Origin of the sequence: Priestia sp. 40 (genome assembly GCF_049368575.1) — a bacterium.
Lineage (GTDB): Bacteria > Bacillota > Bacilli > Bacillales > Bacillaceae_H > Priestia > Priestia zanthoxyli.
This window is the reverse complement of record NZ_JBMPZA010000005.1, coordinates 1,289,459-1,313,786: the sequence shown is the minus strand read 5'-3', so window position 1 is coordinate 1,313,786 and position 24,328 is coordinate 1,289,459. Positions and strand designations below refer to the sequence as shown.

Here is a 24,328-nt window from a genome sequence, read left to right as displayed (position 1 = left end):
CAAGGAAATTTAAAAAGAAAGGTGAAGGTAGCACAATGAACACGTTGAAATTACAAAAACTATTGCAGTCTTTTTTTATAGAAGACATTGGAGATGGAGATATAACCTGTGAAGCTATTTTTTCTCCGTCTGACCAAGGGAAAGCTGTGTTCACGGCAAAGCAATCAGGTATTATCGCAGGAGTGGAATTGATTAAAGAAGGATTTCATTTAATAGACCCTGACGTGAAAGTGAATGTCGAGAAAAAAGATGGAGATGTTCTTAAGCCTGGCGATAAAATAGCTACCGTTTCAGGACCCGTGCGATCTATTTTGACCGGTGAACGGGTAATCTTAAACTTACTTCAAAGAATGAGTGGCATTGCCACGATGACGCAAAAAGCCGTAGCGCTGCTTGGCAGCTCACATACGCGCATATGTGACACGCGAAAAACAACGCCTGGTATGCGAATGTTAGAAAAGTATGCTGTTCGTGCTGGAGGAGGTTATAATCATCGTTTTGGATTGTACGATGGCGTCATGTTAAAAGATAACCATATTGCACATGCAGGATCTATTCTAGACGCTGTTGTGAAAGTAAGAGAGCAGGTTGGACATATGGTTAAGGTGGAAGTAGAAATTGAAAACAAAAGTCAATTGCTAGAAGCAATAGAGGCAGGAGCAGATGTCATTATGTTCGATAACTGTTCTCCAGAAGTCATTAAAGATTGGATACCACTGGTTCCCGCTCATATTGTCACAGAAGCATCCGGTGGAATTACGCTTGGTACGCTCCATTCTTTTAGAGACAGCGGAGTGGACTATATTTCACTTGGAGCTTTAACGCATTCAGCAGGGTCTATCGATATCAGCTTGGACTTATTAACAGAAAGGGGAACAGGAAATCATGAGTTTATTACAAACGCTTCAGCAGCAAACGCTGCCCGCTAAATATACGCAGCTCACAGAAAATGAAATGAAAAGAAGAGTACTAGAAATCAAGAAAAAGCTCGGAAGCAAATTGTTTCTGCTCGGCCATCATTATCAAAAAGACGAAGTGTACGAATTTGCAGATGCGGTAGGAGACTCCTTACAGCTGGCTCAAATAGCAGCTGAAAATAGAGAAGCTGAGCATATTGTGTTTTGCGGCGTTCATTTCATGGCAGAAACAGCTGATATTTTAACTGCTGAAAATCAAAAAGTCATTTTACCCGATATGCGAGCTGGCTGTTCAATGGCTGATATGGCTACTATTCAGCAAACAGAAAAGGCGTGGCCTGTCTTACAGGATCTTTTCGGAGATACAATTATTCCGCTTACGTATGTGAATTCTACAGCTGCAATTAAATCTTTTGTAGGCGAACATGATGGTGCAACAGTAACATCTTCAAATGCAAAAAATATGGTGGAGTGGGCATTTTCTAAAAAAGAGCGCATTCTCTTTTTACCAGATCAGCATTTGGGCAGAAACACAGCTTATGATTTAGGTGTTGGACTAGATGAAATGGCCATTTGGAATCCTATTGAAGAAATGCTCGAATATGAAGGCGATATAAACAACATCAAGGTGATTCTATGGAAAGGTCACTGTTCTGTGCACGAAAATTTCACGGTTAAAAATATTGATTATTTACGCGAGAAGCAGCCTGAGATGAATATTATTGTTCATCCGGAGTGTTCCTATGAAGTGGTGCAAAAATCAGATTATGCAGGTTCTACAAAATATATTATTGATACAATTGAAAAAGCTCCTTCAGGCTCTAAATGGGCCATTGGCACGGAAATGAACTTAGTGAAACGGATTATCAACAGTCATCCGGATAAAGAAATTGTTTCGCTTAATCCCTATATGTGTCCTTGTTTGACGATGAACCGAATTGATTTGCCTCACTTGCTGTGGGCTTTAGAAAGCATTGAAGAAGGAATAGAAGTAAATCAAATCAAGGTAGATAAGCATACAGCGCAAGGTGCAATCAAAGCGCTAACGAATATGCTAGAACGAGCATAAAGATTTTTAAGACAATTGAAAAGAGAAGGTCTAAAAGAAGACTTATTGACATATTGTTTGTGTTGATAAGTCTTTTTTTCTTTATCATAAAAACTTGAACCAAACTGTGGGCAAAATGAATAAAAAAATGGTTCAAGGCATATCTTGTGATGAACAAACAGAACTTACTTTGATTTTGCACATATAGATGGCAGAGACTCTACTCGGGAGGGGAATGACGTTGAAAATCCATATCGTTCAAAAAGGGGATACCCTTTGGAAAATCGCTGAAAAGTATGGGGTTAATTTTGAAGAGTTAAAAAAAGCGAATTCTCAATTAAGCAATCCAGACATGATCATGCCTGGAATGAAAATTAAAGTGCCGACAAGCGGAGTGCCTGTTCAAAAAGAAGGAGCTCCTTCACCTGGTATAAAAGAAATGCCTAAAATTCAACACCCTTATAGTGACCAATCCACTAAAGCTTATCCAGTAACGGAAATTGATGAAAGTTCAGATGACAATAAATCAGCTAATCAGCCTGCTCAGACGCCGTTTATGCAGCCGATAAAAGAAGCACCAATTGCGCAGCCAAAGAAAGAAGCACCGATTGCTCAACCGAAAAAGGAAGCGCCCATTGCGCAGCCAAAGAAAGAAGCGCCGGTCGCGCAGCCTAAAAAAGAGGCACCAATTGCGCAGCCTAAAAAAGAAATGCCTGTTGCACCAAAGCTTCCTAAATTAAAGCCGATTGCACCTGAGATTGATATTAACAACTATTACACGGTTAATATGGCGATGCAGGCTCCAAAAAAAGAAGCGCCAAAAGAACTGCCAAAGCATGAATCGCCAGAAAGTCCTGAAATGGAGAGTATCGAAATGCCTCCTCAAATGCCATGTTATCCAATCACGCCGATATCGCCTGTGATGCCAGGCTACGGATTTAATTATATGCCGTGTCATCCGCCAATGTATGCACCACAGCCGTATCCAATGCCAATGTATCAACAGGCTCCAATGTATCATCACGGTTATGAAAACGAATCGTTTGAAGAACATGCAATGGGTGCTCATATGTCCCCTATGCCAATGTATCCAATGATGCCACACAGCTGCTATGGACCGGTACAATGCTCTCCTTGTCCGCCTCCATGGGGATATCAGCAGCCCGTTTATCCGGCCTATCATCAAGCACCAATGTATCCACAAGTGCAGGGAGCCATGACAGGTGGACATTATGAAAGTTCTTCCGAAGGTTTTGGAAACGTGCCTTACCATTATGGGCAGCACTATGCCCCACAGCAGCAAGGAGACTGCGGCTGCGGTGAACCAAGACCTGACGACTATGCCACACAGCAGCCTTATCCACAGTATCAGCAGCCGGTACCTTACGGCTTTCAGGATCCAAGGGCACTCTATCCAGCCCCATATGGCATGATTGGTGTACCTCCGTATCCTGCGTTTGACCCAAATGCATTTAGTATTCCAGAATATGATGAGTACGACGAAGATGAAGATTGATTATTATAGACGAGACGATTTTAATTTAAATCGTCTCTTTCTCTATTTGAAAAAAAGAGATATTCACGTTGAGACCTACCGTATGAAAAAGCCTCATGTCATCATAGCGGATACGAATAAAGGAAGAAAAGTAATAAAAGCATACAGAGACAAAGGTAAAATTGAACATGTTTATCACGTTTTATCTCAAATTAAGCAGGGGTATGCGGTTAATTTTGAAACTTACCCAGAAGGTGAACTTTATATAAAGGACCGTCATTTGTATTGGGCGATGATGCCCTTTGTTAAGCAAGTAAAAGAGATAACGTACGAAAGTTTTCAGGATCGGGAAGAGGTATTACAAACATTGATCCGCTATCATGGAGAAGTTCGTAAAAAGAAAATAGCTGCGTATACAAAGCTTCCTGAATATGATCTTGTTTTAAAATGGAAAAAGCGGCTTTCCTCTTTTCGAGAAACGTCGTATATATTTAAAGAGTGTAATCAATTTCATGTATATAAAGATATTGTGACTTGGGGGGAAAAAGCTTTAGTTTTAATGGAGCGTTTCAGAGATAGTCAGTTGAACCACTCCATTATTCATGGTGACGTTGCTTCACATAATTTCTTGAAAACAAACCACTTGGGTATTGTTATGATTGATTTTGACTTATCGGCTAAAGCTCCTGCTCTTTATGACTATGTTCAGCTCGTCCAGCGCTTTTTGCCTTATGTCCAGTGGTCGATGAAAGAACTACTTCAACACTCGAAAATAAAAGAATTAAGCAAGCAGCGTTTTTTCCTTGCTTCTTTGCTCTTTCCATCGATGCTGATGAGAAACTGGAATATAAACGCCTCTGCTTTATCATGGGCAAACCGCCAAAAGTTAATGCAGCAATCAGTTGAAGAATGGTCACAGCGTACACGTTTTTATCGAGTGATTTACCAGCACTTACAAAACCTACATGACATGTAAAGAGTTTATAAACACTTCATCGAATAAGAAACGGCTCGTCTTTTAATCCTAAGAGTAAGCTCAGAGTAAATAGAGCTTAAATTAGGGGGCGATTATGTTGAATAGGTATGTAGCAACTTCTTTAGCTTTTGCATGTATGATGGGACTTGGTGCTTGCAATAACAAAGACCAAGGTATGGAGCAGCGCTATACAGATACGACACAGCCTGTTGGGTATCATACAAATGAAAAAGAGAATGAACATCGCGTAGATAATCCGAAAGGTCCAATGACTGAAGTTTTAGATGGAAATGGAACACCTAATTATCCGTTAAACGTAAGTGATGGACGTTTTGACAATCCGACAAACCCTTATGGAAACACCAATAATACAAATGATCGTACAAATGGCGTTGCTAATATGTATTATGGTGAAGATTATCCAAGAGACTTTACGGAAAAAGTGGCTGATCGAGCTGCAAGCGTTAAAGGTGTAGAAAATAGCCGCGCCGTTGTCCGTGGAGATCAGCTATTAGTTGCTGTAGATCCGGCCAAAGACATAAATAACGGCCGTTTAAAACAAAACGTGCTCGATAAAGTAAAGCCTATTGCAAAGGACTACAATGTTCAAGTAAAAGTAGATCATGATGTATTTATGAACGCTCGCTCTCTTGATGACGATATTCGAAATGGAAAAGACCGAAATACGATTCAAACTAATTTCAATGGTCTATTTGAATCAGTTGATGAGAATGTCAATCATAAACATCGTTAAATAAAGAAGCAGCTGTCTGTGAAAGACGGCTGTTTTTTTGATGAGAAGACATATAAAAAAGCTGCCATTGAAGCCAGGCAGCTATTCCTCGAACATGTAACTATTAATTTTTCTTGTTAGAAGCAGATTTGCTTGTTGTTTTGGATTCCGCTTCTTCCTTTTGAGCGTTAGTTTCATTTTGTTTGAGGCGACCTTCTCTTTTTTTCGTATCTGCTGGTGCCGTAGCGACACTCTTTGTATTTTTTACATTTTTTGCAGAAGAGCTTGTCTCATTAGCTTGTGTGTTTGGCTTCTCGTTGTTAGTTGTCTGACTATTATCGTATTCAGCTTCCACGTCGCTTGCTAGAGCTGCAGAAACTTGAGCGTAAGTATGGTCTGTATAGTTCATCATATTTTCGTACACTTCAGGGCTCGCGAGTCCATCAGGTTCTACGCTTGCTTCTTCTTTCTTAATCGTTTCAGTCCATTCTTTTGTTTCTTGAATAAGTTTTTTTCCTATAATGACTTCTTCAACAATAACTGGTCTTTTGGTTATTTCTACTCGTTCTTCCATGATTGGAACACGAATAATTTCATCTTCTGTAAGTGGCCCAGCGTTATAGTCTCCGTCAACTACAGGGCGGCGTTCAATATAAAACTCTTCTCTTGTAACAGGAACGTGTACAGTTCTTTCTTCCTCTATTACTTTTTTGTGGAGTTTTACTTCACCGACTTGGACGCGTTCTTTTAAGACATCTAATTTTTCTTCACGCAGTTGGACGGCTCTATGTTCGTTGTGTTCCGTATAGGTTCCGTACGCTGGAGTTTGTTCAGAGCTTACGGCATCTATCAAGATTAGAATTTTACCAGCAGCTACATCTGTCTCGCACTGCACGGCTGAGATGTCTGGTATGCCCATTCGGATTAATTTTGATTTCAAGCCGTTGCCTTGTTTGAGTCCCATGCCGCCTGTCATCATGGTAAAAAAGTTATCCATCATGACGCCAGCTAATGAACTTACGGCAGGTGAACCAGCTTCAATAATTACATTTGTATCATGACCTATTTGAAATGTATTGCTTTTACTGTTAGAAATAACCATAATGTCTGTTTCTCGATAACCTTGACGTTTTAAACTATGGATAACATCTAAAGCTTCTTTCTCTGAAAAAAAAGTTCCGACTACACGTTTATTCATTCTCATTACTTCAGCTCCCTTTTTTGTGAAAATAGATAATAGAAGTCCTTACAATTACTTCCACTATGTACATACCCTGCGAAAATTTAATTAAAACGTTCAAGAGAAAATTTTACAAATAGTGTGCAAATGTAACAAATAATCCATGTTTTCTTAACATAATATCGTGAAAAGGATTTGCTTAATAAAATAAGAGGATAAAAGAAAATAAGTAGGTCAAACTATTAGTGTAGATTTTCACAAAACCTTTTTAGATAATACTAAAAAGAGTATGATTAACGTGTGAGGTGAAGGTGAGTGAAGAAAGTCATTCATCAAGCAGCTTTTTTAATGCTAGTAAGTATTGTGCTTTGTATAATGCCATACCGTGCAGATGCGAATGAAAAGGAGCCGATGACATTATTTCTTGAGCGCGTGTATGTGGATGGAGTCGTAAGTCAAGAGATGATCAAAAGCCCTTCTATGACGAAAAAACAATTAATGAAAAAATATAAAAATTGGCGACTGCTTAAAGAAACGGATCAAGAGCTAGTTTTTAGAACGAGCATAGACGATATTTCACCTATTTTAAAAGAGAACGGTTACGTAGGGCTTTCTGTTAACGGTATTCTCTCAGCATTTGAAGGCAAACCAGCTTCGTCGCAGCACATTATACAGTCGTTTTTTCAAATTGACATCAAAAGGCTTGAAAGCTATCAGCATGAACAATTAAAGAAAGGTATTCGCGTTCAATCAAAAGATGAATATCTTTCCCTCATTAATTTCTATAAAATCTATCAGCTCCAGCAGCGGCCGCTTTCAATCGAGCAGCCGTTTTTTAGTATGGTAAAATAATTATTGAATTCAACATTCTAAATTGCTTCTATTTGCTTTTGGCGGTATGTTAAAATGGTATTCAGCAGTCTAGTATTGTATATATTTTAAAAGGTCATTCATCAATACAAGTGGGCGGTTCTATTATTTACAGCTATTGTAAAAGTGGGTTGACAAAGATGAAAAGAGGCAAACGTTCTCTTGAACGTCTTTTTAAAAAGCAACTTTAAAGGAAAATAGAGAACGATGCGGGCAGGATTCTTCGTAGGCAAAGTTGAAGGTCACTGCCCGCGCGTACGTGATTAAGGAGAGAGCTTATTGTTTGATTATATCAAAGGCACTGTTACATATATAAATCCTGAGTATGTAGTAATCGAAAACAACGGGATAGGTTATCAAGTCTTTACGCCGAATCCATATGTATTTTCAATTGATGAACAACCAAAGACGGTTTACACCTATCAATATGTAAGAGAAGATGTAATTGCACTTTACGGGTTTGCTTCCCGAGAACAAAAGGATTTATTTATGAAGTTAATTAGCGTGTCAGGAATCGGCCCAAAAGGCGGTTTAGCTATTTTAGCGTCAGGTAATCCAGCGCAGGTTGTCCAAGCTGTGGAAGAGGAAGACGAGAAGTTTTTAGTTAAGTTTCCAGGAGTAGGTAAAAAAACAGCTCGACAGATGATTCTAGATTTAAAAGGAAAGCTGCATGATATTGTACCAGATGCCGTCCCTTCTTTATTTGCAGATTTGGACGCACAAGAAGTCAAATCTCAAAGTTCAGAAGCCCTTGATGAAGCGATTGAAGCACTTAAAGTATTAGGTTATGCAGAAAGAGAAATCAAAAAAATTGTTCCGGCTTTAATGAAGGAAACGATGACAACGGATCAGTATATTAAAGAAGCGCTAAAACGATTATTGAAACAATAAGTAAGGGAGGAGTAAAATGGACGATCGTATTGTAACGGGAGATGTTCTTGGTGAAGAAGAAATCATCGAGCAGAGTTTGCGGCCGCAAACCTTACAGCAGTATATTGGTCAGCATAAAGTAAAATCCCATCTGGACATTTTTATTAAAGCTGCCAAAATGCGAAGCGAAACGTTAGATCACGTGCTCTTATATGGTCCTCCAGGATTGGGGAAAACAACCCTTGCTACTATTATCGCTAATGAAATGGGCGTGCAAATCCGAACGACCTCAGGGCCAGCCATTGAGCGTCCAGGCGACTTAGCCGCAGTTTTAACCAGCTTAGAGCCTGGAGATGTGCTTTTTATTGATGAAATTCATCGATTAAATCGTTCGGTTGAAGAAGTACTATACCCAGCAATGGAAGATTTCTGTTTGGATATTGTTATTGGAAAAGGACCGAGTGCACGCTCCGTCCGTCTGGATTTGCCTCCGTTTACGCTAGTAGGTGCAACGACAAGAGCCGGGCTTTTATCTTCTCCTTTGCGTGATCGCTTCGGCGTTTTAAGCCGTTTAGAATATTACCAAGAAGAAGATCTTGCTTCGATAGTAGAAAGGACAGCCGCTATTTTAGATGTAGAGATTGATGAGAAAGCTACGTTTGAGATGGCTAGGCGTGCTAGGGGAACTCCGCGTATTGCGAATCGCTTGCTTCGAAGAGTCAGAGATTTTGCTCAGGTCAAAGGAGACGGAGCCATAACCGAAAGGCTTGCCAACGAAGCATTAGAAATGTTGCAGGTGGACCGTTTAGGTCTTGATCATATTGACCATAAATTATTAAGAGGGATTATCGAAAAATTTAGGGGCGGACCTGTAGGGTTAGACACAATATCGGCTACTATTGGTGAAGAGTCTCACACAATTGAAGACGTATACGAGCCGTATCTATTGCAAATCGGCTTTTTGCAGCGGACGCCGCGAGGACGAATTGTGACGCCTTTGGTTTATGATCATTTTCAGCTGGAGGTGCCTGATCAGTGAATGATATGCCTAAGATGCTTATCACATTAGGGGGCATTTTAGTCGTCATTGGGCTGTTATGGCAGTTTGTTGGCAAGCTTCCTGGCGATATTTTTATCAAAAAAGGAAATACAACCTTTTATTTCCCGATTGTGACATGTATTCTAGTAAGCGTTGTGTTATCACTTATTTTTTATGTAATTGGCAGATTTAAATAATTAAGTAGAAACAGGTGAACATTTTGAAAGTAGATTTATTTGATTTTCATTTACCAGAAGAATTGATTGCGCAAACACCACTTGAGCAGCGAGATGCGTCAAGGCTCATGGTATTAAACAAAGAAACAGGAAGTGTGAAGCATCATATGTTTCATGACCTTCTTGATTATGTGCAAGCAGGAGATTGTTTAGTGTTAAACGACACGCGTGTTCTTCCTGCACGGTTATTTGGGACAAAAGAAGATACAGGTGCTAATATTGAAGTATTGCTTTTAAAACAAACACAAGGCGATACGTGGGAGACACTTGTAAAACCGGCTAAGCGAGTAAAAGAAGGCACGGTTATTTCGTTTGGTGACGGACGTCTGACAGCTGTATGTAAAGAAACGAGCGACCAAGGCGGACGTTTGTTAGAATTCAACTATGAAGGCATCTTTTATGAGGTTCTAGAACAACTGGGAGAAATGCCGCTGCCTCCTTATATTAAAGAGCGCTTGGATGATCAAGAACGCTACCAAACGGTTTTTGCTCGCGAACAAGGTTCTGCAGCAGCGCCAACAGCAGGTCTTCACTTTACAGAAGAGATGCTTGAACAGTTAAAAGAAAAAGGTGTGCATATTGCATTTTTAACGCTTCATGTTGGATTGGGTACATTCCGTCCAGTCAGCGTTGACGACTTAGAAGAGCATGATATGCACTCAGAGTTTTATCAAGTGAGTGAAGGAACCGCTGCTTTACTAAACAGCGTACGCGAAAAAGGCGGTCGCATTATTTCAGTAGGCACAACTTCTACCCGTACCCTTGAAACGATTGCGACTGAGCATAACGGCAAATTTGTTGCTTCTTCAGGCTGGACCAATATTTTTATCTTCCCGGGGTATGAATTTAAAGCAATTGATGGAATGATTACAAATTTCCATCTTCCAAAATCTACGCTCATTATGCTTGTAAGTGCCTTAGCAGGAAGAGAAAACGTCATTTCTGCCTATGAACAAGCTGTAGCAGAGAAGTATCGCTTTTTCAGCTTCGGCGACGCGATGCTAATTTTGTAATTTAACATGAAAGGAATACATCAATGACAGCAATTCGTTACGAACATATAAAAACTTGTAAACAAACAGGAGCGCGTTTAGGGATTGTCCATACGCCTCACGGCTCATTTGAAACGCCTATTTTCATGCCAGTAGGCACATTAGCTACAGTAAAAACAATGTCTCCGGAAGATTTAAAAGCAATGGGGGCAGGCATTATTTTAAGTAATACGTATCATTTATGGCTTCGTCCAGGTCATGAAATTGTTAAGAAAGCGGGAGGCCTTCATAAATTTATGAACTGGGATCGTCCCATCTTAACGGATTCAGGCGGCTTCCAAGTTTTTAGCTTAAGTGATTTGCGCCGTATTGAAGAAGAAGGCGTTCATTTCCGCAACCATTTGAATGGAGACAAGCTTTTCTTATCTCCAGAAAAAGCGATGGACATTCAAAATGCGCTTGGGTCTGATATTATGATGGCATTTGATGAATGCCCACCTTATCCAGCAGAATATGACTACTTAAAACGTTCAGTTGAACGCACAAGCCGCTGGGCAGAGCGATGCCTTGAGGCTCACAGCCGCCCTCAAGACCAAGGTCTTTTTGGGATTGTTCAAGGCGGAGAGTTTGAAGATTTACGCCGTCAAAGTGCAGCTGATTTAGTTTCAATGGACTTCCCAGGTTATGCTGTGGGAGGGCTGTCAGTTGGAGAACCAAAAGATGTAATGAATCGTGTGCTTGAGTTTACGACGCCATACTTACCAACTGACAAACCACGTTATTTAATGGGAGTAGGATCACCTGACTCGTTAATTGATGGAGCGATTCGCGGGATTGATATGTTTGATTGCGTATTACCAACGCGTATTGCACGTAACGGAACGCTTATGACAAGCGAAGGTCGTCTTGTTGTTAAAAATGCAAAATATGCAGAAGACTTCGGTCCGATTGATCCAAACTGTGACTGCTACACGTGTCAAAATTATTCAAGAGCGTATATTCGCCACTTAATTCGCTGTAATGAAACGTTTGGAATTCGTTTAACATCTTACCATAACTTATATTTTCTGCTAAACTTAATGGAGCAAGTCCGTGAAGCCATTCGCGAAGACCGACTTGGCGATTTCCGCGATGAGTTCTTTGAAAAATATGGGTTTAACGGCCCGGACGCAAAGAATTTCTAGGTCACTACAGGAATTTTCATCAAATTTATGAATGAGTACCTGTTGATAATATAAATAAAAGGAGGAGTTTTCATGGGTGTTTTACAAAATATTTGGCCATTACTTTTAATGTTTGTCATTTTCTATTTCTTGTTAATCCGTCCACAGCAAAAACGTCAAAAAAACGTACAGCAAATGCAATCAGCACTTAAAAAAGGTGATAAGGTTGTTACAATTGGCGGTATGCACGGTTTGGTAGACGCAATTGATGAGTCACAAGTTGTGGTTCGCAGCACTGACGGTTCAAAATTAACGTTTGACCGCAATGCTATTCGTGAAGTAAGAAGCGTAGATTAATAAAAAAACGTCACGTACATGTACGTGACGTTTTTTTATGCTTCTCGTGAACCGGCAATGTTTACGCCAACAATTCCCCCGAGAATAGCGACTCCAATAAATCCAGCGTGAAATAAAAGCTGCTGTGCAGAAAACAGGTGACTATAGCCGAGGAATTGTAGTAAAAACATTAAAAAAGAATAAGAAATACCAGTGGCTCCTCCAACAAGAAGTCCCTTTGAACCGTTTCGTCCTCCCGCGATAAATCCTCCGATAAACAGTGTAATAAATGAGAGAATAAGCAAAAATAAACGTACGGATTGTTCTTCAAGCGATGTGAATTTTAAAATAAGCGAAAAGATAATGCTAATCGCTAAGGCCATTACCAAGATTGTTGCTACTCCTGCAAATACAGCGTTGCTCATTCGTTTTGCACCCAACTTGTTTCCCCCTCATGAAATAAAAAGATAGGTGAACCCTTAGTACGAGCATATTCGGGATGACTTCAAAATAGACGCATAAAAGTAAGGCTATTTTAAAATAAATGGTACAAACTACAAGGGAATACATAAAGGAGGTCTTTGCAGTGGAACTATTGATCATGGTTGCGCGAACCGTTCTTTTATATGTAGTAGTTTTAATTATTTTTCGCGTTATGGGCAAAAGGGAAATAGGGGAGCTGAGCATATTGGATTTAGTGGTCTTTATTATGATTGCTGAAATGGCAGTAATGGCTATTGAAAATCCAAAAGATCCTTTGCTGCATTCAATTCTTCCGATGTTAACGCTTCTTATTATTCAAATCGGCTTAGCTATATGGTCTCTTAAAAGCAATCGAATGCGAAATTTTATTGATGGCAAACCTAGCATTATTATTGAAAATGGAAAAATAAACGAACATGAAATGAAAAGGCAGCGATATAACTTCAATGATTTGCTCGTGCAGCTGCGAGATAAAAATATAAAAAATTTAGCTGATGTTGAATTTGCCATTTTAGAATCTTCAGGAAGGCTATCCGTGTTTCAAAAAGATCAGCAATCAGGTGAAAAAGGCAATTTAAATTTGCCTTTTATCATTGACGGCGTTATTCAAGAAGAGCATCTGCTGCATGAACATAAAACAACGGAATGGTTAAGGACAGAACTGAAAAAACGTGGGTATTCAAACTTGGATAAAATTTCATATTGCAGCTATGACAATGGAAAGTTTTTTATAGATTTAGTAGATGTAAAACAATAAAACGCGGATTGCTCCGCGTTTTATTTTCGTTTAAAATAACGTAAAACAGAAAAACGGTTTAATTCTTCTTTTGTTATCAGTCTAAAAAGAAGCAAAAACAGGACATATACAAAGCTTGTCAGTGCAATTGATAAAACGGTTCGTAAGCTTAAAGGAATGGAAGTGAAAAGATTCATATAAGCGAAGTGTCCGATAAAACCTGATATTCCCATTACAGCAAAACTGCGAAGATACTCAAACACATGAAGCTTATACGTGATTTTTTTCATGACCGTAGACAGGTGTAAAAGAGTGACAAGCATCATTCCGACAACAATTGCAAGGCCAGCTCCCATAATGCCTAGATTGGGCTGAGTTGCGAGTAAGAAGATAAGAGATGTTTTGACCGCTGCTCCTATAAAACTGTTAATCATGGCGGCTTTTGCAAGGTCTAGTGCCTGCAAAACAGCTTGAAGCGGCCCTTGAAAGTAGTAAAAGATAAAAAAAGGCGCCATTACCTTGACAAAAATAGCAGCTTTGTCAGAACCGTACATCAATTCCATTACCGGATTAGCAAATACATAAAGAACAACAACGGCCAGTCCGCCTGTTACAAACGACAAGCGGAGAGCTTGATGAAGCCGATATTCGATTTGTTTCATTTGATTCTGTGCAAGAGATTCACTGATTGCGGGAACCAAAGAAGTGGACAGAGAAACTGTTACAAAAGAAGGCAACATCAGGAGAGGGAGTGCAAAGCCTGTTAATTCTCCGTACTGCTTCGTTGCTACAGCTGTCGCTACTCCTGCAATTGCTAAACTTTGAGCTACTACAATCGGTTCTAAAAACCAAGAAACTGACCCAATCATGCGGCTTCCAGTCGTAGGAAGAGCGATTCGCATTAAGTCAAAGAACGTATCTTTGCCCGCATGTAAAGAAGCAAAAAATTTTCGTCTTACCGTTATTTTCTTCTTTCGCTTGAACATAAACACCATATAAAACAGTGAAGCTAGTTCTCCAAATACGGAAGAGAGCATAGCGCCAGCCGCAGCGTACTCAATTCCATAAGGCAAAAATGCTTTTGTACATACGGCAATTAACGTAATGCGCACCACTTGTTCGATAATTTGAGAATAAGCAGCAGGCTTCATTTGCTGCTTTCCTTGAAAATATCCGCGGATGACAGACGAGACGGCGATGATTGGAATAACTGGAATAATCGCAAGCAGCGGATAGATCGTACGTGAATCTGTAAAGAAGGTTTTTGCTACAACGGGAGCGAATAATATTAGTCCGAGCGTAAATAAAACGCTCAGCGTACACGTAATACTTAAAGAGACGACAAGTATTTTTTTTATTTTATGCCTGTCACCTAAAGCTTCTGCTTCTGCCACTAACTTGGATATGGCAACCGGTAGCCCAAGCTGTGTTAAGGTGATTACTAATACCAGCGTGGGGACCGCCATCATATAAAGTCCCACACCTTCGTCTCCAATCATTCGAGCCACCACAATTCGATTGACAAACCCGAGTACACGTGTAATTAAGCCAGCAATTATTAAAATAATAGTTCCCTGTAAAAATTTAGACATATACTCACTGCTTTCTTGAGGTTTATACAGTGAATATATGCGCCCCCGGTGTCCAAGCATGACAAGTATTCCTCATACGAGAAAGAAATTTTACGCAAAATGTCAAACGGAAAGGAGGATCGATATGACACATCCATTTATTTCAGCTTCGAAAGAACTTATACAGCCTGTCTTATCCAGCAAAATGGAAGAATTTCATATGCTTGGATATGAAGAAGTAACGGAGAACGATTTATTGAGTTATTTAGAAATGAAAAAATGGAAAAAAGAAAAGGAGCTATCTCTCCATCAAGTTGTAAATGATATTTTATCTGTTAAGATCACGCAGGTGATGAGTTATGTAACAATTGAATCTTATAAATCTGATATGTTCTCAAGTGTTAATAATGGAGAAGACTGGAAAGAATTATTAAAGTAAAGCTTGTAAAATACATGTATTAAAATTTGATAAGGTCTTTATTTGACAGACATTAGGTTATGAATGATAATTAGATTGGTCATTTATCTATTGTTATCATTTCATGTTTTTTACATAAGAAGGAGGATTTTCTGTCGATGGTTAAAAGAGGACGTATCGTTGCCTTTTTCCTCTTAGTACTGCTTGTGTTTAGTACAATCGGAACAACGATGACTGGAATTACAAAAGATATTAAACTTGGCCTCGACCTTCAAGGTGGATTTGAAATTTTATATAAAGTCAGTCCAGCTAAAAAAGGCGATGTCATTGACAAAAAGGCACTTAACAGCACGGTTGAAGCGCTGCGTCAACGTGTCGATGTACTGGGAGTTAGTGAGCCCAGCATTCAAATTGAAGGAAACGACCGTATCCGCGTTCAGCTAGCTGGTGTCACGAATCAAAAGCAGGCCAGGGATTTGTTATCAACTCAAGCAAACTTAACGTTCCGTGACGTGAACGATAAGGTGCTGATGGATGGTACAGACTTAGCGCAAGGCGGAGCAAAGCAATCGTTTGACCAAAGCAATCAGCCTAGCGTCTCACTAAAGTTAAAAAATGCGAAAAAATTTGAAAAGATCACGCGAGAGCTTTCTCAAAAACCAGCACCTAACAATTTAATTGTCATTTGGCTGGATTATGAGGAAGGAAAAGACTCGTACCAAAAAGAAGCGACAAAACAAAATCCGAAGTATCTATCTGCAGCCTCTGTTAGCAGCGTGTTAACACAGCCAGATGTTGAGATTTCAGGTGGCAACTTCACAGTGAAAAGTGCAACGCAGCTGGCGGAATTGCTAAATGCCGGGTCGCTCCCGGTTAAATTAGATGAGCTATACTCTACATCCGTTGGAGCACAGTTTGGAGAAGAAGCTCTTCACACGACTATACTAGCGGGTATTATCGGGATTGGAGTTATATTCCTTTACATGCTGTTTTTCTATCGTTTACCGGGGCTTATTGCCGTTATTACACTCAGTTTTTATATCTACTTAAACTTAGTGGTATTTGACTGGATGCACGTGGTTATGACGCTTCCAGGTATTGCGGCTCTTATTCTCGGTGTAGGCATGGCAGTAGATGCGAATATCATTACCTACGAGCGGATTAAAGATGAACTAAAAACAGGAAGATCTGTTATATCGGCTTACCGGGCAGGGAATCGTCGTTCACTTGCGACCATTTTTGATGCCAATATTACAACGATGTTAGCGGCTCTTGTATTATTCTTTTATGGTCAAAGTTCAGTAAAAGGATTTGCCACAACGTTAATGATCGGGATTGTGCTAAGCTTTGTAACTGCTGTTTATGGTACTCGTTTACTAATGAGTCTTTTAGTAAACAGCCGCTGGTTTGATAAAAAACCAGGCTACTTTGGCGTGAAGAAAGAGCAAATTCACGATTTAAGCAAAGATGACGGCACAACCGTTTTACCTACAGCGTGGGATAAAATTGACTTTGTTAAATACCGTAAAGCATTTTTCACGTTCTCGAGCGTGCTCGTCATTATCGGCATTATCTCGGTTGCCGTATTCAGGCTGAACCTCGGTATCGACTTTACGAGCGGAACTCGCATAGAGATTCCGGCAAATCATACCGTTACGCAGGCTGAGATACAGCGCGAAATGAAGTCTCTTGATATCGAAACAGATGACGTAGTTATTACAGGAAAAAGTAATGATACGGGTGTCGTACGTGTAGTTGGGGTCTTGAATAAAAAAGAAATTGCCAATTTAAAAGATCACTTTAAAGATAAATACGGTTCTGAACCAAATGTAAGCACCGTTTCACCGACAGTTGGAAAAGAATTAGCGAAAAATGCAATGATGGCGATTGTAATTGCTTCAATCGGAATTATCATTTATGTAACGATTCGATTTGAGTTTTACATGGCGCTTGCAGCCGTGCTTGCTCTGTTGCATGATGCGTTCTTTATCGTGACGGTCTTCAGCTTAACGAAGTTAGAGGTTGATTTAACGTTTATTGCTGCTGTCTTGACGATTGTTGGTTACTCAATTAACGATACGATCGTTACGTTTGACCGCATTCGTGAAAATATGCAGAAATTTAAATCCAAAACGTTTGACGATTTGGCATTTATCGTCAATCTAAGCTTGCGTGAAACGTTTACTCGCTCAATGAACACCGTGTTAACAGTTGTAATTGCAGTTGTAGCACTTCTTCTATTCGGAAGTGAGTCAATTCAAAACTTCTCAATTGCCCTGTTAGTAGGCTTAATCCTTGGTGCATATTCATCTGTGTTTATTGCTGCTCAGCTATGGCTTGTGTGGAAAGGAAAACAGTTGAAGCGTGAGGAACAAAAAGAAGTAGAAAGCAAGTAATTCAAAAACGTGCGAAGTGTTCGCACGTTTTTTTGTGCGTGAAAATTCAAGCCGTACTGTCAGAAAAATGTGCTTATTTTCTTTCGTTGCTCCATTTCATCCACTCTAGTATAATAATGTGGGTTAAGGGGTGAAGAGACATGTTACAGTCAAAAAAACGTTGGAATGTTCAAGAATGTGATGAACAACTTGTTAATGAATTTGTAGAAAACCTCAATATTACACCTCTAGTAGCTTCGTTATTACTTAATAGAGGCATGACAACAGTAGAAGCGGCACGTGAGTTTTTACACGTTGATGCACAAACGTTCCACGATCCGTTTTTATTGCAAGATATGGACAAAGCAGTAGCTCGTATTCAGCAAGCAATTGATCATAATGAAAAAATTATGATCTATGGAGATTACGATGCTGACGGCGTCAGCAGCACTTCCGTTATGTTATCTGCTTTACAGCAGCTTGGCGCTGATGTTGATTTTTATATTCCTAATCGCTTTACAGAAGGTTATGGGCCGAATAAGGCAGCATTTGATAAAATAAGCGCAGGCGGCTATCAGCTGGTGATTACGGTAGACACAGGTATTTCGGCAGTCGAAGAAACTGCGTATGCACGTGAATTAAACTTTGATTTAATTATTACTGATCACCACGAGCCGGGACCGGTTTTACCGGATGCTTATGCAATTATTCATCCAAAACTGCCGGGAAGTACATATCCATTTAAAGAACTGGCAGGTGTAGGAGTCGCTTTTAAACTCGCTCATGCGCTGTTAGGGGAGCTTCCGGAACATTTGTTAGAACTAGCAGTAATTGGGACGATTGCTGACTTGGTTCCTTTAGTCGACGAAAACCGCTTAATTGCTCGCAAAGGTCTTGACTATCTCAAGCTGACGAAGCGCACCGGAATTGAAGCGCTGCTGAGCGTATGTGGAGTAAAACGTGAAGAAATTAATGAGGATACAATCGGATTTGCAATGGCTCCTCGCATTAATGCAGTAGGACGTCTCCAAGATGCCGATCCAGCTGTTCATTTGCTTATGACGACAAATGCTGAAGAGGCAAAAGGTTTAGCTAAAGAAATTGATACGTTAAACAAGGAAAGGCAGCAAATCGTAAACGATATTACAGAAGAAGCCATTGAATTTGTCGAAGGTATGTATCCTCCGGATGAAAACAGCGTTCTTATTGTAGAGGGAGAAGGATGGAATGCAGGCGTTGTTGGAATTGTCGCTTCTAGGCTCGTAGAAAAGTTCTACAGACCAACAATTGTACTAAGTATTGACTCTGAAAACCGTATTGCCAAAGGTTCAGCAAGAAGTATCGAAGGCTTTGACTTATTCGCGAACTTATCTAAATGCCGTGACATTTTGCCGCATTTTGGAGGGCACCCAATGGCAGCCGGCATGACATTAAACAGCGATGATGTAGAAGAGCTGCGCAGACGTCTTAATGAACAAGCAAGCAACGTGTTAACTCAACAAGATTTTATTCCAATTACATCAGTTGATACAGTATGCACAACAGAGGAAATTACGCTGGAAAACATTGAACAAATGAGTGCGCTGGCTCCATTTGGTATGCATAACCCGAAGCCAAAAGTTCTCATTAAAGATGTTCATACAACATCTATGCGGAAAATTGGTGCTAATAAAAACCATTTAAAACTCGTATTTGAAGACAGCGGCGTATTGGTTGATGCAGTAGGATTTGGGTTAGGCTATATATTAGATGAAGTATCTCCTATAGCTAAAGTATCATTAGTAGGTGAACTATCTATTAATGAGTGGAACAATATGCGCAAGCCGCAGCTGATGGTGGAAGATATTTCTGTAGATGAATGGCAGATGTTTGATTATCGCAGTGCAGTTGATGTCAAACGTTTCTTTCAGCAGGTATTTACGGATCAAATGAAAGTTGTTGCTTTTCACGCTTCAACAATTGATAAATATAAGTCGCTGCTGCCGATGGAGCATGTTGTTCTTATTCAAAATGAAGAACAGGCAAAAGCGTGTATGTTTGCAGGAGAACAGATCGTTTTATTAGATTTGCCTCCTTCACAGAAGTGGCTTGAATGTTTGTTTGTTCAAGGTATCCCTTCTAGGATATACGCTATTTTCCTAACGGAAGAAGACCATTATTTTGATACAATCCCAACTCGCGATCATTTTAAATGGTTTTACGGCTTTTTAGCGAAAAAGGGTCCATTTGATTTAAAACGCTACAAAGAGGATTTAGCGATTCATAAGGGCTGGTCAAAAGAAACGATTGATTTTATGGCAAAGGTGTTTTTTGAGTTAGAATTTGTTACAATAAACAATGGCTTAATTTCGTTAGTGAAAAATTCTGCGAAACGTGATTTAATAGAATCTGCGACTTATCGCCAAAAACAGCAGCAGATTGAAATAGAAAAAAACTTTATTTATACGTCATATGTACAGCTTAAAAATCAATTTCAAGATATTTTTAAGCGTTCGATTGAATGAGGAGGCAACATTAGAATGAATTTTAAAGATTATATTACAATTGTACCTGACTGGCCAAAACCAGGTATTACATTTAAAGATATCTCAACATTAATGGATAACGGTGATGCATACCGTGCAGCAACGGATGAGATTGTAAAATATGCTAATGATAAACAAGTTGATATTATTGTAGGTCCGGAAGCTCGCGGATTTATTGTTGGTTGTCCAGTAGCATATGCGTTAGGTATCGGTTTTGCACCTGTTCGTAAAGAAGGAAAATTACCGCGTGAAGTAATCAAAGTAGATTATGGTTTAGAATACGGTAAAGACGTATTAACGATTCACAAAGATGCAATTAAGCCAGGTCAGCGCGTATTGATTACAGATGATTTATTAGCAACAGGCGGTACAATTGAAGCGACAATTAAGCTTGTCGAAGAATTAGGCGGAATTGTCGTTGGAGCTGCGTTCTTAATTGAACTTTCTTACCTTGATGGCCGTGACAAACTAGACGGTTACGATGTATTCACATTAATGACGTATTAAGAAGAACGATCACATAAAAAAGAGTACCTGATACAGGTGCTCTTTTTTCGTTAAAAAACGTTAATACGTAAAATGGAAATGATGTAAATTTCATAAATTAAACGCAAAGGCTTTACATCCTTGGATTTTTTCAAGATAATAGTTACAATATGAATTAAAAATGCTAGTTGATAAAAGGTGATTTCATGGCAAATGAGCAAGTCCTAACAGCGGAACAGGTCATTGACAATACGAAGCGGTATTTAAGTGAAGAAGATGTGGCTTTTGTACAAAAAGCATATGATTTTGCAAAAGAAGCTCACAAAGAACAATATCGCAAGTCGGGTGAACCATATATTATCCACCCGATTCAAGTCGCAGGAATTTTAGTTGATTTAGATATGGATCCAGCAACAATTGCAGCTGGATTTCTACATGATGTGGTTGAAGATACAGAGATAACATTAAAAGATTTAGAAAAAGCTTTTAACGAAGAAGTAGCAATGCTAGTAGACGGCGTAACGAAACTTGGAAAAATTAAATATAAGTCTAAAGAAGAGCAGCAGGCTGAGAATCACCGCAAAATGTTTGTAGCGATGGCTCAAGATATTCGAGTCATACTGATCAAACTTGCGGATCGCCTTCATAACATGCGTACGCTAAAGCATTTACCGCAGGAAAAGCAGCGACGCATTTCAAATGAAACGCTTGAAATTTTTGCTCCTCTTGCTCATCGTCTCGGTATTTCAAAAATTAAGTGGGAGCTTGAAGATACAGCTTTACGTTACTTAAATCCTCAGCAATATTATCGCATTGTAAATTTGATGAAGAAAAAGCGTGCGGAACGCGAGCAATATTTGGCTGAAGTGATTGATGAAGTTCGTGAGCAGGTAGATGAAGTGTCGATTAAAGTAGAAATTTCAGGACGTCCAAAACATATTTATTCCATCTATCGTAAAATGGCACTGCAAAACAAGCAGTTTAATGAAATTTACGATTTACTAGCTGTGCGCATTATTGTAAATAGCATTAAAGATTGCTATGCGGTGTTAGGAATTATCCATACGTGCTGGAAGCCAATGCCAGGGCGTTTCAAAGATTATATTGCGATGCCAAAACAAAATATGTACCAGTCTCTTCATACGACGGTTATCGGACCAAAAGGTGATCCGTTAGAAGTTCAAATTCGAACGTTTGACATGCACCAAATTGCTGAGTATGGGATTGCTGCTCACTGGGCTTACAAAGAAGGAAAAACAGCTGAGCATGCTTCGTTTGAAGAGAAGTTAACGTGGTTTAGAGAAATTTTAGAATTTCAAAATGACGCAAACGATGCAGAAGAGTTTATGGAATCTCTAAAAGTTGATTTATTTTCTGACATGGTTTACATCTTTACACCTAAAGGCGACGTCATTGAGCTTCCTTCGGGTTCTGTTCCAATTGATTTTTCCTATCGCATTCATTCTGAAATCGGAAATAAAACCATTGGAGCAAAAGTCAACGGCAAGATGGTTACGCTTGATTACCGTTTGAAAACGGGCGACATTATCGAAATTTTGACGTCTAAGCATTCATATGGTCCAAGCAAGGACTGGTTAAAGCTTGCTCAAACGTCTCAAGCAAAAAATAAAATTCGCCAATTCTTTAAAAAGCAAAGCCGCGATGAAAATATTGAAAAAGGCAAAGAGCTGGTTGAAAAAGAAATACGTCAAATGGAGTTTGACTTAAAAGAAGTATTAACAGCTGATAATATCAAACGAGTAGCGGAGAAGTTTAATTTCTCAAATGAAGATGATATGTATGCAGCTATTGGATATAACGGATTAACTGCGGCTCAAGTAGCTAATCGTTTAACGGAGAAGTGGAGAAAACAGCGCGATCAAGAACAAGAGATCCAAATTGATGATATTGCACGCGACACTGCAGCTAAGCGTGTTCGCCAGCATAAACGAAAAGATTCCGGAGTTATCGTACCGGGTGTAGAGAATATGCTGATTCGCTTGTCTAAATGCTGTAATCCAGTTCCCGGAGATGAGATTGTTGGTTTTATTACCAAGGGGCGGGGAGTATCTGTTCATAGAGCAGATTGTTTAAATGTTCACACAGATGATGCTGAAAGCCGCCTTATTCCTGTAGAGTGGGAAACACATATTAAAGAAGGCAAAGAGTTTAACGTGGAAATTGAAATTTCTGGATACGACCGCAGAGGCTTACTAAATGAAGTTCTGCAGGTTGTAAACGAGACTAAAACGAATATATCAGCCGTGTCAGGAAAATCGGACCGAAACAAAATGGCTACGATTCATATGTCAATTTCTATTCATAACATCAGTCATCTTCATAAAGTGGTTGAGCGCATTAAGCAGCTTAGAGACATTTATTCAGTTCGCCGAATTATGCATTAAGAAAGGTCGTTATACATGAGAGTAGTCGTACAAAGAGCAAAGAATGCAAAAGTAACTGTTGCAGGTGAGACGGTCGGTGAGATTAAGCATGGGTATATGCTTTTAGTGGGTATTACCCATGACGATACTGAAGCTGATGCAGAGTATGTGGCGGACAAAATTGTGAATTTGCGAGTGTTTGAAGATGAGTCTGGCAAAATGAATTTATCGCTTTTAGATGTAGAAGGGGAAATTTTATCGGTATCTCAATTTACGCTGTACGGAGATTGCCGCAAAGGCAGAAGACCAAACTTTATGGGAGCTGCTAGGCCAGATCATGCTGTAACGATTTACAATTACTTTAATAAAGTATTATCAGAAAAAAATATTCGAGTAGAAACCGGCGCATTTGGCGAAATGATGGACGTATCATTTACGAATGACGGACCGGTCACACTTATTGTAGAAAGCAAAGAAAAAACGCAGGCTCACAGATGAGCCTGCGTTTTTTCTTTTTCTTGAAAGTAGTGATTTAATCCTTCAGCGATAGCGGACGTAATCATTTGCTGATAACTGATGGAATTAATATACGTTTCTTCCCGTTCGTTGCTTAAAAAGCCCAGTTCAATTAATGTACTCGGACGTGTATTTTCGCGAAGAACATAATAGTTTCCAAAACGTTCTCCTTTGTCTTTCAATTTTGCATGATTAATAAGGGACTGATGAATAGAATGTGTGAGTGGACTGTCCTGATGCTGATGGTAATAATACGTCATAAGGCCAGTTAGCTGTGAGCTGTTCGTACTGTTGTAGTGAATGCTTATAAAGGCATCAGCTTTAGTCGATTGCAGCGTGCGCTGTGAAAGTAGAAGGTACTCATCATGGGTGCGGGTTAAAATGACGTGTGCGCCTTCTTTTTGAAGTTTGTTTTGTAAAATAAGTGCTGTTCGGAGAGTGAGGTCTTTTTCATATGTGCCCTGTGTGCCGATGGCTCCTTTGTCTTTTCCTCCATGGCCTGCATCAATAATAATTGTTTTGCCCTTTAGGTGCCGGAAGCTTTTACTCAGCGTATAAACAGGCTGGCGCTGCGCTACCTGCATGCTAGGCTGAACGCTGCGGAGCGCTACGGTTTTCGTGAATTTTTTAAACACCCAGCCTTGAATATCCGAGCTTTCTACATAGTACCAGTCTCCTTGAAGGTCTGAAACGGATAGTTTTGTATTCTTCGTCAATTTATTTGTAATTGAAAATGAACGTCCTGGACCGCTCCGTACATGAAGAGAGTCAGCTGTTACAATAATGGGGTGATGCACCGGTACGTTTGGGCGCTCAAATGAGGAAGAGCACAGTAACAAAAGGATACTTGCAGCCAAAACAGATACAGACTTCATGTTTAGATAGCGAATAGATAGACCTCCTTTTTATAACAAAATAGAGTATTCGATGAAAATAAAAAAAATCCTTTCTCTTATGTAAAAACATCTTTTTTGGGCAA

23 protein-coding genes are annotated in these 24,328 nt (G+C 39.6%); 19 read left to right on the top strand and 4 right to left on the bottom strand.

The features are described from left to right. The first annotated feature begins 35 nt into the window (after nt 1-35). From nadC to ACO1DI_RS07885, 5 genes are all read left to right on the top strand, one after another. A complete protein-coding gene (gene nadC / locus ACO1DI_RS07905) occupies nt 36-929 on the top strand; it encodes a carboxylating nicotinate-nucleotide diphosphorylase (RefSeq protein WP_209367904.1) in 894 nt (297 codons plus the stop codon). Further along, nucleotides 886-1,986, top strand: coding sequence for a quinolinate synthase NadA (gene nadA / locus ACO1DI_RS07900; protein WP_042991870.1), 1,101 nt, complete (start codon nt 886-888; stop codon nt 1,984-1,986). Before nadC ends, nadA begins: the two co-directional genes overlap by 44 nt. Before the next feature lie 214 nt (nt 1,987-2,200). Beyond that, a complete protein-coding gene (gene safA / locus ACO1DI_RS07895; RefSeq protein ID WP_014458127.1) occupies nt 2,201-3,481 on the top strand; it encodes a SafA/ExsA family spore coat assembly protein in 1,281 nt (426 codons plus the stop codon). Next, entirely contained in the window at nt 3,456-4,436 is a 981-nt protein-coding gene (locus tag ACO1DI_RS07890; protein ID WP_423145194.1) for a phosphotransferase, read from the top strand. Before safA ends, ACO1DI_RS07890 begins: the two co-directional genes overlap by 26 nt. A 94-nt stretch (nt 4,437-4,530) precedes the next feature. Beyond that, nucleotides 4,531-5,190, top strand: coding sequence for a YhcN/YlaJ family sporulation lipoprotein (locus ACO1DI_RS07885; protein WP_423145193.1), 660 nt, complete (start codon nt 4,531-4,533; stop codon nt 5,188-5,190). 103 nt (nt 5,191-5,293) lie between these two features. On the opposite strand, the gene ACO1DI_RS07880 is transcribed toward ACO1DI_RS07885, so the two are convergent. Continuing rightward, nucleotides 5,294-6,373: a YsnF/AvaK domain-containing protein gene (locus tag ACO1DI_RS07880; RefSeq protein WP_014458130.1), complete on the bottom strand. Its 1,080-nt coding sequence runs from the start codon at nt 6,371-6,373 to the stop codon at nt 5,294-5,296. A 291-nt stretch (nt 6,374-6,664) separates the two neighbouring features. On the opposite strand from ACO1DI_RS07880, the gene ACO1DI_RS07875 reads away from it, so the two are divergent. The 7 genes from ACO1DI_RS07875 (at nt 6,665) to yajC (ending at nt 11,876) form a co-directional block, all read left to right on the top strand. Next, nucleotides 6,665-7,201, top strand: coding sequence for a BofC C-terminal domain-containing protein (locus tag ACO1DI_RS07875; RefSeq protein WP_014458131.1), 537 nt, complete (start codon nt 6,665-6,667; stop codon nt 7,199-7,201). A gap of 297 nt (nt 7,202-7,498) precedes the next feature. After that, nucleotides 7,499-8,110: a Holliday junction branch migration protein RuvA gene (gene ruvA / locus ACO1DI_RS07870; protein ID WP_013059321.1), complete on the top strand. Its 612-nt coding sequence runs from the start codon at nt 7,499-7,501 to the stop codon at nt 8,108-8,110. 16 nt (nt 8,111-8,126) lie between these two features. Next, complete coding sequence (gene ruvB, locus ACO1DI_RS07865; protein WP_013059320.1) at nt 8,127-9,128, top strand: Holliday junction branch migration DNA helicase RuvB; 1,002 nt, start codon at nt 8,127-8,129, stop codon at nt 9,126-9,128. Beyond that, the gene (locus ACO1DI_RS07860) at nt 9,125-9,325 is read left to right on the top strand and encodes a DUF2905 domain-containing protein (protein ID WP_028411697.1); all 201 of its coding nucleotides are present in this window, start codon (nt 9,125-9,127) and stop codon (nt 9,323-9,325) included. Before ruvB ends, ACO1DI_RS07860 begins: the two co-directional genes overlap by 4 nt. A gap of 23 nt (nt 9,326-9,348) precedes the next feature. Continuing rightward, nucleotides 9,349-10,377, top strand: coding sequence for a tRNA preQ1(34) S-adenosylmethionine ribosyltransferase-isomerase QueA (gene queA, locus ACO1DI_RS07855; RefSeq protein ID WP_042991871.1), 1,029 nt, complete (start codon nt 9,349-9,351; stop codon nt 10,375-10,377). 23 nt (nt 10,378-10,400) lie between these two features. Continuing rightward, on the top strand, nt 10,401-11,540 hold the full coding sequence (gene tgt, locus ACO1DI_RS07850; RefSeq protein WP_013059317.1) for a tRNA guanosine(34) transglycosylase Tgt: 1,140 nt from the start codon (nt 10,401-10,403) through the stop codon (nt 11,538-11,540). Nucleotides 11,541-11,612: 72 nt separating this feature from the next. Then, nucleotides 11,613-11,876, top strand: coding sequence for a preprotein translocase subunit YajC (gene yajC / locus ACO1DI_RS07845; RefSeq protein ID WP_013059316.1), 264 nt, complete (start codon nt 11,613-11,615; stop codon nt 11,874-11,876). A 35-nt stretch (nt 11,877-11,911) separates the two neighbouring features. Here the strand turns inward: yajC and ACO1DI_RS07840 are convergent, their stop codons facing one another. Further along, complete coding sequence (locus ACO1DI_RS07840; protein WP_014458132.1) at nt 11,912-12,295, bottom strand: TIGR04086 family membrane protein; 384 nt, start codon at nt 12,293-12,295, stop codon at nt 11,912-11,914. Between the two features lie 146 nt (nt 12,296-12,441). Between ACO1DI_RS07840 and ACO1DI_RS07835 the strand changes: the two genes are divergently transcribed. After that, a complete protein-coding gene (locus tag ACO1DI_RS07835; protein ID WP_423145192.1) occupies nt 12,442-13,095 on the top strand; it encodes a DUF421 domain-containing protein in 654 nt (217 codons plus the stop codon). A 20-nt stretch (nt 13,096-13,115) separates the two neighbouring features. Here ACO1DI_RS07835 and spoVB read toward each other — a convergent pair whose 3' ends face one another. Further along, on the bottom strand, nt 13,116-14,726 hold the full coding sequence (gene spoVB, locus ACO1DI_RS07830; protein WP_014458134.1) for a stage V sporulation protein B: 1,611 nt from the start codon (nt 14,724-14,726) through the stop codon (nt 13,116-13,118). A 64-nt stretch (nt 14,727-14,790) separates the two neighbouring features. On the opposite strand from spoVB, the gene ACO1DI_RS07825 reads away from it, so the two are divergent. The 6 genes from ACO1DI_RS07825 (at nt 14,791) to dtd (ending at nt 23,331) form a co-directional block, all read left to right on the top strand. Further along, the gene (locus ACO1DI_RS07825; RefSeq protein ID WP_025750585.1) at nt 14,791-15,084 is read left to right on the top strand and encodes a post-transcriptional regulator; all 294 of its coding nucleotides are present in this window, start codon (nt 14,791-14,793) and stop codon (nt 15,082-15,084) included. Between the two features lie 137 nt (nt 15,085-15,221). After that, nucleotides 15,222-17,459 carry a protein translocase subunit SecDF gene (gene secDF / locus ACO1DI_RS07820; RefSeq protein WP_014458136.1) on the top strand — a complete coding sequence of 746 codons (2,238 nt, stop codon included), beginning with the start codon at nt 15,222-15,224 and terminating at the stop codon, nt 17,457-17,459. A 140-nt stretch (nt 17,460-17,599) separates the two neighbouring features. Continuing rightward, complete coding sequence (gene recJ / locus ACO1DI_RS07815) at nt 17,600-19,942, top strand: single-stranded-DNA-specific exonuclease RecJ (RefSeq protein WP_423145191.1); 2,343 nt, start codon at nt 17,600-17,602, stop codon at nt 19,940-19,942. A 15-nt stretch (nt 19,943-19,957) separates the two neighbouring features. Beyond that, entirely contained in the window at nt 19,958-20,470 is a 513-nt protein-coding gene (locus ACO1DI_RS07810) for an adenine phosphoribosyltransferase (protein WP_013059309.1), read from the top strand. A 185-nt stretch (nt 20,471-20,655) separates the two neighbouring features. After that, nucleotides 20,656-22,854: a RelA/SpoT family protein gene (locus ACO1DI_RS07805; RefSeq protein ID WP_014458138.1), complete on the top strand. Its 2,199-nt coding sequence runs from the start codon at nt 20,656-20,658 to the stop codon at nt 22,852-22,854. 15 nt (nt 22,855-22,869) lie between these two features. Next, a complete protein-coding gene (gene dtd / locus ACO1DI_RS07800; protein ID WP_014458139.1) occupies nt 22,870-23,331 on the top strand; it encodes a D-aminoacyl-tRNA deacylase in 462 nt (153 codons plus the stop codon). Here the strand turns inward: dtd and ACO1DI_RS07795 are convergent. After that, nucleotides 23,322-24,224 carry an N-acetylmuramoyl-L-alanine amidase gene (locus ACO1DI_RS07795; RefSeq protein WP_182420468.1) on the bottom strand — a complete coding sequence of 301 codons (903 nt, stop codon included), beginning with the start codon at nt 24,222-24,224 and terminating at the stop codon, nt 23,322-23,324. The two genes, dtd and ACO1DI_RS07795, sit on opposite strands and share 10 nt — an antisense overlap. Nucleotides 24,225-24,328 lie beyond the last annotated feature (104 nt).